Genomic DNA, 12088 nt, shown 5'->3' with positions numbered 1-12088 from the left:
CACCCGTCACGCCAAGGCGTGCGGGTGCTTCTGTGTCGGACGGTCTAGACCGGCGGGTAGGCCGGGGGCGGGTAGACGCCGCGAAGACCCCAAGCCAGCCAGCTGAAGAAGAACTCGCCTTCATCGCTGATGTCGTAATCAGGATTCGGATCCATCAGTACCTCCCAGGCACGGCCGCTTTCTCAGGAGTTTAGACCTAACCGCACATGTCGGGACACCGTAACCGTCTTAATGCCTAGACTGGCCAACCAGTTGATTGGTAATCCCGGGTCACCCCGGTCTGCAGATAGTGAGTAGTCATGTCCACCGAGTCGGCACCCAACGGATCGTCCCGCCGCGACGAGTTGCTGGCGGTCGCCGCCAAGCTGTTCGCCGCCCGTGGGTACCACGGCACCCGGATGGACGATGTGGCCGACGCGGTCGGCCTCAACAAGGCCACTGTCTACCACTACTACGCCAGCAAGTCGCTGATCCTCTGGGACATCTACAAACGCACCGCCGACTTCACCGTCGACGCCCTGCACGATGATCCCACTGCCACGGCCCGGGAGACGATCTACCACTTCACCCGGCGGCTGCTCACCGGCATCGCCAACGATCTGGAGGCCGCCGCCGTCTACTTCCAGGAGGGCCCCTATATCTCGGAGTGGTTCACCGAGGAGCAGGTCGCCTACATCCGCAAGGCCGAGTCCACCGTCTACGAGCATGTCCGCGATGTCATCGACCGCGGCATCGCCAGCGGCGAGTTCTACGACTGCGACTCGCATGTATTGGCGCTCGGCTACATCGGCATGACGCTCGGCGCCTACCGCTGGCTGCGCCCGCACGGCCGCCGCACCGCCCAGGAGATCGCGGTGGAGTTCAGCACCGCGCTGCTGCGGGGGCTGATCCGCGACGAGACGATCCGCAACGAACAGCCCCTGGGCGGTGCCCAGAAATGACCGGCCTGTTTTCCCTCGACGGCAAGGTCGCCGTGGTCACCGGTGGCGGCCGCGGTATCGGCGTGATGATCGCCCGCGGCCTGCTGCAGGCGGGCGCGGCCAAGGTCTACCTGGCGGCCCGCAAGGAAGCCGAACTGGAATCGGTGGTCGCCGAGCTGTCACCGCTGGGCGCCGTCGAGGGGATCCCCGCCGACCTGGGCACCGCCGAGGGTGTGCAGACCCTCGCCGACGCCGTGGCGGCCCGTGAGGACGCCGTCCACGTGCTGTTCAACAACGCCGGCGCGGCCTGGGGCGCGCCGTTCGGCGAGTTCCCGGAATCAGGCTTCGACAAGGTCTTCGACGTCAACGTCAAGGGCGTCTTCCTGCTGACCCGGGCGCTGGTGCCGCTGCTGGAGGCCGCCGCCACCGAGGAGGACCCGGCGCGGGTGATCAACACCGGCAGCATCGACGGGTTCTTCGTGCCGGAGATCGGCCGCGACAACTTCTCCTACAGCGCCAGCAAGGCCGCCGTGCACATGCTGACCCGGCACCTGTCCGGGGAGCTGGCGCCCAAGATCCTGGTCAACGCGATCGCGCCCGGGCTCTTCCCGTCGAAGATGACCAAGGTGCTGATGTCCGCCGGGGAAGAGGCCGTCGGCGCGGCGCTGCCGTTGAAGCGGGTGGGTCAGCCCGATGACATGGCCGGCATCGCCGTGTTCCTGGCCAGCCGGGCCAGCAGCTACATCACCGGGACCATCATTCCGGTGGACGGCGGGCTCAGCACCATCCGCTGAGGCGGGCAGTTTTCACCGCGATGTGTGAACCGCGTCGCAGGCGGGTAGTCCGGTGTACATGTGTTCACCGAAGACTGTCCCAAGGGGCGTGCCATGGTGCTGAATCTGCGTGGACTGACCCGATGGAGTGAAGCGCCCGCGCGCGACGTGGCCACCGCCACCACGCCGAAGATCAACATGATCCGTGGCCTGGCAGCGCGCATGACGACCCCGCTGCTGCCCGACGACTACCTGAAGATGCTCAACCCGCTGTGGACCGCCCGCGAACTGCGCGGCGAGGTGGTGGATGTGCGCAGGGAAACCGAGGACTCCGCCACGGTGATCATCAAGCCGGGGTGGGGATTCGCGGCCGATTACCAGCCCGGCCAGTACGTCGGGATCGGTCTGCGGATCAACGGCCGGTGGCACTGGCGGTCCTACTCGCTGACCTCGGTCCCCAAGCGTGACAACAAGCTCATCTCGATCACCGTCAAGGCCACGCCGGAGGGTTTCCTGTCGACGCACCTGGTGAACGGCGTGGAGTCCGGAACGATCGTTCGCCTGGCGGCGCCGAAGGGCGACTTCGCGATGCCCGACCCGCCACCGGCCAAAGCGCTGTTCGTCACCGCGGGCAGCGGTATCACGCCCGTGATGGCGATGTTGCGGTCGATCGCGGCGCGCGGCCAGTCCGCCGACATCGTGCACGTGCACTCCGCCCCGTCCGCGGGCGACGTGATCTTTCACGACGAGTTGCAGGAGTTGCACGACGGCYGGACGGATTATCGGCTGCACCTGCAGCTGACCGACGAGGCGGGACACCTCGATTTCGGCGACCTCGAACACATCGTCCCGGACTGGAAGGAACGGCCCACCTGGGCGTGCGGCCCGCCCGCGATGCTCGACACGATCGAAAAGGTGTGGACCGAGGCCGGCGTGCCCGAGGACCAACTGCACATGGAGCGCTTCGTCATCGCCCGAACCGACAAGGGCGGTGAGGGTGGCACCGTGACGTTCGCCCTGTCGGACAAGACCGTCGAAGTCGACGGTGCCACCTCGCTGCTGGAAGCCGGCGAGAAGGTGGGTATCCAGATGCCGTTCGGCTGCCGGATGGGTATCTGCCAAACCTGCGTGTTGCCCTTGGAATCCGGCCACGTCCGGGACTTCCGGTCCGGAACCGAGCACGGCGAGGGCGACCGCATTCAGACCTGTATCTCGGCAGTGTCCGGCAACTGCACCATCAACGTCTAGGAGGCTCAGCATGGCCATCACCGATATCAAGGAATACGCACACCTGACGCCCGAGGACGTCGCCGAACTCGAACGCGAGCTGGACGCGATCCGGACCGACATCGAGGAATCCCGTGGCGAACGCGACGCGCGCTACATCCGCAGGGCCATCCAGCTGCAGCGCGGACTGGCCGTGGGCGGGCGTATCGCACTGTTCAAGAGCCGCAACAAGTTCGCCTGGGTGGCGGGAACGGGCATGCTCGCCGCGGCCAAGATCATCGAGAACATGGAACTCGGGCACAACATCACCCACGGTCAGTGGGACTGGATGAACGATCCGGAGATCCACTCCACGGAATGGGAGTGGGACACCACGTCACCGACAGTGCACTGGAAGAAGTCGCACAACTACATTCACCACAAGTACACCAACGTCGTCGGCCTCGATGACGATATCGGTTACGGCATCATGCGTCTGACCCGCGATCAACGCTGGGAGAAGTGGATGATCGGCAACCCGGTCTACAACTTCCTGCTGGGCACCCTTTTCGAGTGGGGCGTCGCCCTGCACGGTGTCGAGACGACCAAGTGGCGCAAGGGTGAGAAGACCATGGGCGAGATGCGCAAGGACCTGCGCATCATCGGCAAGAAGGTCGGCAAGCAGGTCGGCAAGGACTACATCGTCTTTCCGGCCCTGGCCGGACGGAACTGGAAGCACACCCTGGGCGCCAACGCGGTGGCCAATCTCATTCGTAACTACTGGTCCTACATGGTCATCTTCTGCGGCCACTTCCCCGACGGCGCAGAGAAATTCACCAAGGAGGAGTTCGAGCAGGAGACCCACGCCGAGTGGTACCTGCGGCAGATGCTCGGATCGGCCAACTTCCATGCCGGCCCGATCATGGCTTTCATGAGCGGCAACCTCTGCTACCAGATCGAGCACCACCTGTTCCCCGACCTGCCGAGCAACCGGTACGCCGAGATCGCCCAGCGCGTACAGGCGCTGTGCGAAAAGTACGATCTGCCGTACACAACGGGTTCGCTTGTGCGGCAATACAGCCAGTCGTGGTGGACGATCGCCAAGTTGGCGCTGCCGAACCGGTTCCTCAAGGCGACCGCCGATGACGCGCCGGAGACCAACTCGGAACTCAAGTTCCGGATCCGCGGCGGCGTGCGCGATACCTTCGGCGTGGACCCGAGCACCGGTAAGCGTCGCGGGCTACGCACCGCGATCCGCGAGCTCAAGTCCGGGGAGATCGCCGTCGCCTAGCCGTTGGCCAGCACGCTGAACCAGCCCCACGCCAGGAAAACGAACACCAGGAGAAAGACGGTGTCGCCGAACATGGCGGGCCACTCGCTGCGCCGGAACCGGGTGGTGGCCGCGCCTGCCATGAACAGCGCCAGCCCGCAGGCCGCGATCGGGGTGAGCACCGGCGCGATTCCGGTCGCCGCGGGCAGCACCACGCCGGCCGCGCCGATCAGCTTGATCGCCGCGATTGCGGTGAGGTGTCCGTCGCCGAAATCGTCGACCCACTGCTGGCTGGCGGCCAGGGCACGGTAGCGCTGCCGCGACATCAGCAGCAGGCTCGCACCGCCGGCGCTGTAGGCGAGCGCGGCGATGATCGTGACGGTCCACAGTGTTGCGTTCATGAAATTCCTCATCTCGTGGTTACGTCGGTGGGCGCCGACTCGTCATCTCTGTGACGGATCCACGCGACGAGAGGTAACCGATGACGGCCGAGACACAACTGGCGCAGCACTTCCAGGCGCAGCGTCCGCGGCTGCTCGCGGTCGCCCACCGCGTGCTGGGGTCGCGATCGGAGGCCGAGGACGCCGTGCAGGAGGCATGGCTGCGGCTGTCCCGTCAGGACGTGAGTGCGATCGACAACATCGCGGGCTGGCTGACGACCGTCGTCGGCCGCATCTGTGTCGACATGTTGCGGTCGCGCAGCAGCCGTCCCGAAGTGCCCATTGCCGAGCTCGTCGTGACCGAGGATGCCGACACCCCGGAGGACGCCGCGGTGCTCGCGGACTCGGTCGGCTTGGCGATGCTGGTGGTGCTGGGATCGCTGCGCCCCGATGAACGCCTCGCGTTCGTACTGCACGACATGTTCGCGGTCCCGTTCGCCGAGATCGGGCAGATCCTCGACAAGTCGGCCGATGCGGCCAAGATGGCGGCCAGCCGGGCCCGCCGCAAGGTGCAGGACGTGCCGGCGCCCACCGGGGAGCATCGCCGCAAAGAGGAACAGCGCGCCGTCGTCGACGCGTTCCTGGCCGCCGCCCGCGACGGTGACTTCGAGACGCTGCTGCGCGTGCTCGATCCCGAGGTGCACTGGCAGCGTCACACCGTCGCCGGCGTGATCAGCGGGACCGGGGCCGCGGCCGTCATCGATGCGGTGCGCCGCGGTCAGGGCTCCCAGGTCCTGGCGCGGCGGGTGTCGGTCAACGGCGAACCCGGCATCCTGGCGTGGGGCCGGTCCGGGCGGCCGCTGAGCGTGATGGCCTGCACGGTCGACGGCGGCCGCCTGGTCGGGATCGTGTCGATCATCGACCCCGCCCGACTGGCCAAGATGTCGCTGCCCGCCCCGGAACCCGAGGACTAACCTGGCGGCATGAAGTCGACCATCTTGTCCCGCCGTGACCTGGACTTCCTGCTGTACGAATGGCTGCGGGTGGAGGAGTTGACGGAGCGGCCGCGGTTCGCCGAGCACTCCCGGGAAACCTTCGACGGCGTGCTGGATCTGTGCGAGCAGTTGGCGGAACGCTATTTCGCCCCGCACAACAAACTCAGCGACGCCCACGAACCCCAGTTCGACGGCACCACGGTCACCGTCATCCCCGAGGTGAAGGCGGCCATCGAGGCCTTCGCCAAGGCCGACCTGATGGGTATGAGCTTCGACGCCGAGCTCGGTGGGGCCCAACTGCCGGCGACCGTCGCGCAGGCGGGCTTCGCATGGATCTCGGCGGCCAACACCAGCACCTCCGGGTACCTGATGCTGACCATCGCCAACGCGAACCTGATCGCCAAGTTCGGCAGCCCCGAACAGATCGAGACCTTCGTCGAGCCGATGCTGGCGGGCCGGTACACCGGGACCATGGCGCTCTCGGAAACCCAGGCCGGCTCCTCACTGGCCGATATCACCACCCGCGCCGAACCCCAGGACGACGGCAGCTACCGGCTGTCCGGCACCAAAATGTGGATTTCCGGTGCCGAGCACGAGCTTTCGGAGAACATCATCAACCTGGTGCTGGCCAAGATCCCGGGCGGGCCGGCGGGCACCAAGGGCATCTCGCTGTTCATCGTGCCGAAGTTCCTGCCCGACGGCACCCGCAACGGTGTCGCGATCTCCGGGCTCAATCACAAGATGGGCCAACGCGGTATCACCAACACCGTGCTCAACTTCGACGGTGCGGTCGGCCATCTGGTCGGGGAGCCGCACCGCGGTCTGGCCTACATGTTCCACATGATGAACGAGGCCCGGCTCGGCGTCGGGATGGGTGCCGTCTCGCTCGGCTACACCGGTTACCTCAAATCCCTGGAGTACGCCCGGGAACGGCCGCAGGGCAGGCTGATCAAGGATCCGGCCAGCCCGCAGGTCCCGATCATCGAGCACGCCGATGTCAAGCGGATGTTGTTGGCGCAGAAGGCTTATGTCGAGGGTGCACTCGGCCTGGCGCTGTACTGCGCGCGGCTGGCCGACGAAGAGAACACCGCGCTGCTGGACATCCTGACGCCGATCGCCAAGAGCTGGCCGTCGCAGTGGTGCCTGGAGGCCAACAGCCTGGCAATCCAGGTGCTCGGCGGCTACGGCTACACCCGCGAGTACGACGTCGAGCAGCATTACCGGGACAACCGGCTCAACCCGATCCACGAGGGCACCCACGGGATCCAGAGCCTGGACCTGTTGGGCCGCAAGGTGACCCAGAACGACGGTGCCAGCCTGGCGGCGCTGTCCGAGCGGATCTCCGCGACCATCGCCGCGGCCGGCGACGATCCGCTGGCCGCGCAACTGGACGCCTCCTGGCAACGTCTGGTGACGGTGACCGCAGGCATGTTCGCCTCGGGCGACATCCAGGCCGCGATGGCCAACAGTGCGATCTACCTGGAGGCCTTCGGGCATATCGTCATCGCCTGGATCTGGCTGGAGCAGTACCTGGCCGCCGGCGGACAGGACGGCGACTTCTACCAGGGCAAGCGCCAGGCGGCCCGGTTCTTCTTCCGCTACGAACTGCCCAAGACCGCGGCTCAGCTGGATTTGCTGGAAAATCTGGACCGCACCACGCTGGAGATGCAGGACAACTGGTTCTGAGATCGCCCCGTTCTTCCCTGCGGTAACTGCGCGGCATGTAATCTTTCTGACGTCACCGTCACCGTCAACACAGCGGCAGTGGCCGGGGGATTTCGACAATCAGGGGAGTGTCCATGGCGTTCAAACGCGCCCGATTCCGTCCAGCGGCCGCGCTGGCGCTCGCGGCCGTCGTGCTCGCGGCGTGCAGCGGCGGGAACGAGTCCGTGAACGCCGACGACGCCGCTGGCAGCTGGCCGTCAGGCGCCGTCGACATGTATGTCGGCTACGCCGTCGGCGGATCCAGTGATCTGATCAGCCGGGCGGTCGCCGACGGCCTCGCCGGTGACGGCGCGGCTCCGTTCCGGATCGTCAACCGGGAGGGCGGTAACGGCGCCATCGCCGCGGCGGAGGTCGCCGCTGCCCCGGCCGACGGGTCCGTGATCTCCATCCAGAATGCGTCGCTGTACGCCATCACCCCGCTCGCGGTGGCCCCCGATGAGGCCGCCGACATCGAGAACTTCGACGTGGTCTACGGGATCTCCCGGGACCATTACGTCGTGGTGGCCAACCCCGCCAGTGGATTCCGCTCGATTCAGGACATTCCGCGCGTGAACCAGGCCATCAAATACGGCACCACGGGTGTCGGCACCGGCGCCCAACTGTCGGCCGTGCTGCTGTTCAAGAACGCCGAGGTGCCGGCGGAGCCGGTGCCGTTCGACAGCGGAGCGCCGGCGTTGGCCGCGGTGGTCGCCGGTGAGGTCGACATCGCCGTCATCCACGTCGGCGAGGCGATCGAGAACATCCGGTCCGGGAAGCTGGTGCCGCTGGCCGTTTTCGGCCCGGACCGCAACAGCTACCTGCCCGATGTGCCCACCGCCCAGGAACAAGGTGTGGACGCCGAGGTGACGCAGTACCGGTTCATGACGGTGCCCAAAGGAACGCCGAAGTTCGTCCGGAATGCGCTGGTCGACGGTCTCAAGGCGACGTTCGACACCGAGGCCTACCGGAAGTTCAACGAAGAGAACAGCTTCACCCCGATGGAGATCCCCGGCGACGAGGTGCTCGCGCAGCTCAACGAGGACAAGCAGCGCTACGCCGAATTGGTCCAGCAGAACGGCATCGATCTGCACGACCTCGGGCCGAAACCGGCTCCGTGAGGTAGCACCGTCGATTCACTATCGGCATGAAGCGATACCAATTATGCCTTGGACAGGTATCGCGGAGCTTCCTAAGTTTAGGTGACGGCCGCCACACCTGTGACGGACTGAGACCTGAACAACAGGAGGTGCCCGATGGCGATCGAAGCCGCCCGCCTACGCCCCCGAGCCGTGCTGGCCGCCGCAGCCGCCACTGGCCTGCTGCTCACCGCCTGCGGCGGAGTGCAGACCAGTACCGGAAGTGGATCCGGTGACGGCTGGCCGTCCGGCACCGTCGAGATGTACGTCGGCGCCTCCGCCGGTGGTTCCAGCGACCTCATCAGCCGGGCGGTGTCGAAGGGTCTCAGCGATGACCTCGGCGCCTCGTTCCCGGTCATCAACCGCGAAGGCGCCAACGGTGCGCTGGCCGCGGCAGAGGTGGCGAACGCACCCGCGGATGGCTCGAAGATCGCGATCCAGAATGCGTCGCTGTACACCATCACCCCGCTCGCGGTGAGTCCCGACGAAGTCACCAATATCGACGACTTCGACGTCGTCTACGGGATCTCCCGCGACGACTACGTCCTGGTCACCAGCCCCGCCAGCGGATTCAAGACGATCCAGGACATGCAGAACGCCAACCGCACGGTCCGGTACGGCACCACCGGCGTGGGCACCGGCGCCCAGCTGTCGGCCGCGCTGCTGTTCAAGAGCAGCGATGTGCCGTCGGCGGCCGTCCCGTTCGACGGTGGAGCGCCGGCGCTGGCCGCGGTGCTGGGCAACCAGGTCGAGGTCGCCTCCATCCAGGTGGGCGAGGCGATCGAGAACATCCAGTCCGGGAAACTGGTGCCGCTGGCGGTGTTCGGCCCCGACCGGATCAGTTACCTCCCCGAGGTGCCGACCGCGAAGGAACAGGGCCTGGACGTCGAGGTGACGCAGTACCGGTTCATGACGGTCCCCAAGGGCACCCCGCAGGAGGCCAAGGACAAGCTCGTGGAGGGTCTGAAGGCGACGTTCGCCACCGAGGACTACAAGAAGTTCAACGAGCAGAACAGTCTCACGCCGATGGAGCTGCCCGGTGAAGACGTGCTGACCCAGCTCAACGAGGACAAGCAGCGCTACGCCGAGTTGGTCCAGCAGTACGACATCAATCTGCGGGACGCGGGCTGATGACCGCCGTGGGTGAGCCGCAGACGCCGCACACACCGCACGCACACGACCTCCTCGCCGAGATCGAGGCTGAGGTTGCGCACGAGCTGCAGGAAGAACGGCCGCCCGCGGGTGGACCCGGCTACCAGATCGCGGGTGCACTGACCGGTCTGGTGGTCGGCGTGGCCGGCGCCGTACTGGCGTACGGCTACGGGCTGGGGTCGCTGCGCGAGCCCGGCCCCGGGCTGTGGCCGTTCGTGGTCAGCGTGCTGATCGCGGGACTGTCGGTGCTGTTGCTGGTGGTCGGGCGCCGCCTCGATGATGCCGAGAAGTTCACCCGCAGCAGTCTTCTGGTGGCCATCGGCGCCGTCACCTTCGCCGCCTTCGGTCTGCTGATGCCGTTGACGGGCTTCGAGATCCCCGCGGTGGTGCTGTGTGTGATCTGGCTGCGTTTCCTGGGCGGTGAAAGCTGGCGCAGCACCGCGGTGATCAGCGTTGCCACCACGGCGGTGTTCTATGTCCTGTTCATCTACGGGCTGCGGATTCCGCTCCCGCACCTGATTTCCTTCTGAGCGAAGCCGAAAAGCCATGGACTTCAACGCATTCCTCGACGGTTTCGCCCTGGTGGCCGAACCGCAGAACCTGCTGTACTGCCTGATGGGCGTGCTCATCGGCATGATCATCGGTGTGCTGCCCGGCCTCGGCCCCGCCGCCACCATCGCGATTCTGCTGCCGATCACCTACACCATCGACCCGGTGGCTGCGATCATCATGCTGGCCGGCATCTACTACGGCGCCCAATACGGCGGCACCATCACCTCGGTGCTGCTGCGGCTCCCCGGCGAAGCGTCCTCAGTGGTCACCGTGTTCGACGGATTCGCGCTCGCCAAACAGGGCAAGGCCGGCACCGCGTTGGGTATCGCGGCCATCGGATCCTTTGTCGGCGCGACGATCTCGATCATCGGGCTGACGCTGCTGGCCCCCGTGGTGGCCGAGATCGCCCTCGACTTCGGCCCGCCCGAGTACGCGGCCCTGGCGCTGCTCGGCGTGCTCCTGGTCGCCACCATCGGCAGCGGCAACAAGCTCAAGGCGCTGATCGCCGGGGCGGTGGGCCTGCTGCTCGCGACGGTGGGCCGCGACAGTTTCAGCGGTGCCTCCCGCTTCACCTTCGACAGCCTGCAACTGGCCGACGGTATCGATTTCGTGGTCGTCGCGATGGGCCTGTTCGGCGTCGGGGAGATCCTCTACAACCTGGAGCAGCGCCACGGTAAGACGCACGTGCCGGCCAAGGTCGGCAATGTGTGGCCGTCGCGCAAGGACCTGCGGCAGTCCTCGGGCGCGATCGGACGCGGTTCGATCATCGGTTTCGTCCTGGGTGTGCTGCCCGGCGGCGGTGCCACACTGTCGTCGATCGTGGCCTACGCCACCGAGAAACGACGCTCCAAGACCCCCGAGCGGTTCGGCCGCGGGGCCATCGAGGGCGTCGCCGCACCGGAAACCGCCAACAACGCGGCCGCCACCTCGTCGTTCATCCCGCTGCTCACCATCGGCCTGCCCGCCAACGCGTCGATGGCGATGCTGTTCGGCGCGCTGCTGATCCTGGGTATCTCGCCGGGACCGCAACTCGTCGACGAGCATCCCGACGTGTTCTGGGGTGTCATCAACTCGATGTACATCGGCAACATCCTGCTGCTGATCCTGTCGATTCCGTTGGTGGGCCTGTTCGTCCGGATCCTGCGGGTGCGCCCGGCGATCCTGGCGCCGATCACCGCGCTCATCACCATCCTGGGTGTCTACACGATCAACAACTCGACCTTCGACATCTTCGTGATGCTGGCCTTCGGCATCGTCGGCTACCTGATGAAGAAGGCCGGTTTCGATCCCGGCCCCATGGTGCTGGCGTTCGTGCTGGGCACCATCATCGAGGCCAGTACCCGGCGCTCCCTGCTGATCTTCGACGGCGACCCGACCGGATTCATCACCCGACCGATCTCGGGTGGCATCCTGGCGGTCTTCCTGCTGCTGGTGCTGCTCCCGGTGATCCAGTACGTGCGCCACCGGCGTGCCGCGGCCTCTGCGCCCGCCAAGGTGGATGACGCCGAAACCGTTGTGCGCTAGTTGGTTGTCGGTGGTGGTGGTTCGTAGGGGGTGTACCACCACCATTGCGCGCGTTCCCCGAGTGGTCCGGGACATGGCGGGACGTCGGGCGGGGCCTTGGTGGGTGGTCGGGCCAGTGATCGGTTGGTGAGTGGCTCGCCGTCACTGTCGGTGACGGTGAGTTGTTCTGCGGATCCGGTGAGGGTGATGCCGCCTTTGTGGTGCATGCGGTGGTGGAACGGGCACAGCAGGACCAGGTTGGACAGCTCGGTCGGGCCGCCGTTTTCCCAGTGCACCAGGTGATGGGCGTGCAGACCTCGGGTGGCGCCGCAGCCGGGGACGACGCAGGTCTGGTCGCGGTGCTCCAGGGCGCGGCGTAGCCGGCGGCTGATGGTGCGGGTGGACCGGCCCACCCCGATGGGTCGGCCGTGGCGTTCGAACCACACCTCACACGTCGCATCACAGAGCAGATATCGCCGGTCGTCTGCTGTCAGCGC

General features: G+C 66.6%; 13 protein-coding genes. 10 read left to right on the top strand and 3 right to left on the bottom strand.

All coding sequences use genetic code 11. The features are described from left to right. Positions 1 to 44: 44 nt before the first annotated feature. On the bottom strand, positions 45 to 158 hold the full coding sequence (locus AC1DTF_RS17880) for a hypothetical protein (RefSeq protein ID WP_200962227.1): 114 nt from the start codon (positions 156 to 158) through the stop codon (positions 45 to 47). A 141-nt stretch (positions 159 to 299) separates the two neighbouring features. Between AC1DTF_RS17880 and AC1DTF_RS17875 the strand changes: the two genes are divergently transcribed. The 4 genes from AC1DTF_RS17875 (at position 300) to AC1DTF_RS17860 (ending at position 4190) form a co-directional block, all read left to right on the top strand. Further along, entirely contained in the window at positions 300 to 941 is a 642-nt protein-coding gene (locus tag AC1DTF_RS17875) for a TetR/AcrR family transcriptional regulator (protein ID WP_057169066.1), read from the top strand. Next, a complete protein-coding gene (locus AC1DTF_RS17870; RefSeq protein WP_477475028.1) occupies positions 938 to 1714 on the top strand; it encodes an SDR family oxidoreductase in 777 nt (258 codons plus the stop codon). The genes AC1DTF_RS17875 and AC1DTF_RS17870 overlap by 4 nt, the downstream gene beginning before the upstream one ends. A gap of 93 nt (positions 1715 to 1807) precedes the next feature. Continuing rightward, on the top strand, positions 1808 to 2941 hold the full coding sequence (locus AC1DTF_RS17865) for a ferredoxin reductase (RefSeq protein WP_477475027.1): 1134 nt from the start codon (positions 1808 to 1810) through the stop codon (positions 2939 to 2941). A 10-nt stretch (positions 2942 to 2951) separates the two neighbouring features. Then, on the top strand, positions 2952 to 4190 hold the full coding sequence (locus tag AC1DTF_RS17860) for a fatty acid desaturase family protein (protein WP_477475026.1): 1239 nt from the start codon (positions 2952 to 2954) through the stop codon (positions 4188 to 4190). On the opposite strand, the gene AC1DTF_RS17855 is transcribed toward AC1DTF_RS17860, so the two are convergent. After that, positions 4187 to 4570, bottom strand: coding sequence for a DoxX family protein (locus AC1DTF_RS17855; protein ID WP_477475025.1), 384 nt, complete (start codon positions 4568 to 4570; stop codon positions 4187 to 4189). The genes AC1DTF_RS17860 and AC1DTF_RS17855 overlap by 4 nt on opposite strands. Positions 4571 to 4650: 80 nt before the next feature. Between AC1DTF_RS17855 and AC1DTF_RS17850 the strand changes: the two genes are divergently transcribed. The 6 genes from AC1DTF_RS17850 to AC1DTF_RS17825 all read left to right on the top strand — a co-directional run bounded on the left by AC1DTF_RS17850 (position 4651) and on the right by AC1DTF_RS17825 (position 11612). After that, the gene (locus tag AC1DTF_RS17850; RefSeq protein ID WP_477475024.1) at positions 4651 to 5523 is read left to right on the top strand and encodes a sigma-70 family RNA polymerase sigma factor; all 873 of its coding nucleotides are present in this window, start codon (positions 4651 to 4653) and stop codon (positions 5521 to 5523) included. A 9-nt stretch (positions 5524 to 5532) separates the two neighbouring features. Beyond that, positions 5533 to 7230: an acyl-CoA dehydrogenase gene (locus tag AC1DTF_RS17845; RefSeq protein WP_477475023.1), complete on the top strand. Its 1698-nt coding sequence runs from the start codon at positions 5533 to 5535 to the stop codon at positions 7228 to 7230. A 113-nt stretch (positions 7231 to 7343) separates the two neighbouring features. Further along, positions 7344 to 8366 carry a tripartite tricarboxylate transporter substrate binding protein gene (locus AC1DTF_RS17840; protein ID WP_477475022.1) on the top strand — a complete coding sequence of 341 codons (1023 nt, stop codon included), beginning with the start codon at positions 7344 to 7346 and terminating at the stop codon, positions 8364 to 8366. Positions 8367 to 8501: 135 nt separating this feature from the next. After that, complete coding sequence (locus AC1DTF_RS17835; protein ID WP_477475021.1) at positions 8502 to 9515, top strand: tripartite tricarboxylate transporter substrate binding protein; 1014 nt, start codon at positions 8502 to 8504, stop codon at positions 9513 to 9515. After that, complete coding sequence (locus tag AC1DTF_RS17830) at positions 9515 to 10066, top strand: tripartite tricarboxylate transporter TctB family protein (RefSeq protein ID WP_082614324.1); 552 nt, start codon at positions 9515 to 9517, stop codon at positions 10064 to 10066. The genes AC1DTF_RS17835 and AC1DTF_RS17830 overlap by 1 nt, the downstream gene beginning before the upstream one ends. Before the next feature lie 16 nt (positions 10067 to 10082). Continuing rightward, positions 10083 to 11612 carry a tripartite tricarboxylate transporter permease gene (locus AC1DTF_RS17825; RefSeq protein ID WP_477475020.1) on the top strand — a complete coding sequence of 510 codons (1530 nt, stop codon included), beginning with the start codon at positions 10083 to 10085 and terminating at the stop codon, positions 11610 to 11612. On the opposite strand, the gene AC1DTF_RS17820 is transcribed toward AC1DTF_RS17825, so the two are convergent. Then, on the bottom strand, positions 11609 to 12088 hold a 480-nt coding region (locus AC1DTF_RS17820), incomplete at its 5' end, for an HNH endonuclease signature motif containing protein (RefSeq protein WP_477475019.1). The two genes, AC1DTF_RS17825 and AC1DTF_RS17820, sit on opposite strands and share 4 nt — an antisense overlap.

The organism is Mycobacterium sp. P4_H6 (assembly GCF_056400845.1).
This window is presented reverse-complemented; position numbering and strand designations above follow the sequence as displayed.

Excerpts from the sequence above, each read along its gene's own strand:
- AC1DTF_RS17835 (WP_477475021.1), top strand. The coding sequence starts at position 8,502 with ATGGCGATCGAAGCCGCCCGCCTACGCCCCCGAGCCGTGCTGGCCGCC.
- AC1DTF_RS17850 (WP_477475024.1), top strand. The coding sequence starts at position 4,651 with ATGACGGCCGAGACACAACTGGCGCAGCACTTCCAGGCGCAGCGTCCG.
- AC1DTF_RS17840 (WP_477475022.1), top strand. The coding sequence starts at position 7,344 with ATGGCGTTCAAACGCGCCCGATTCCGTCCAGCGGCCGCGCTGGCGCTC.
- AC1DTF_RS17875 (WP_057169066.1), top strand. The coding sequence starts at position 300 with ATGTCCACCGAGTCGGCACCCAACGGATCGTCCCGCCGCGACGAGTTG.
- AC1DTF_RS17845 (WP_477475023.1), top strand. The coding sequence starts at position 5,533 with ATGAAGTCGACCATCTTGTCCCGCCGTGACCTGGACTTCCTGCTGTAC.
- AC1DTF_RS17830 (WP_082614324.1), top strand. The coding sequence starts at position 9,515 with ATGACCGCCGTGGGTGAGCCGCAGACGCCGCACACACCGCACGCACAC.
- AC1DTF_RS17855 (WP_477475025.1), bottom strand. The coding sequence starts at position 4,570 with ATGAACGCAACACTGTGGACCGTCACGATCATCGCCGCGCTCGCCTAC.
- AC1DTF_RS17870 (WP_477475028.1), top strand. The coding sequence starts at position 938 with ATGACCGGCCTGTTTTCCCTCGACGGCAAGGTCGCCGTGGTCACCGGT.
- AC1DTF_RS17825 (WP_477475020.1), top strand. The coding sequence starts at position 10,083 with ATGGACTTCAACGCATTCCTCGACGGTTTCGCCCTGGTGGCCGAACCG.
- AC1DTF_RS17860 (WP_477475026.1), top strand. The coding sequence starts at position 2,952 with ATGGCCATCACCGATATCAAGGAATACGCACACCTGACGCCCGAGGAC.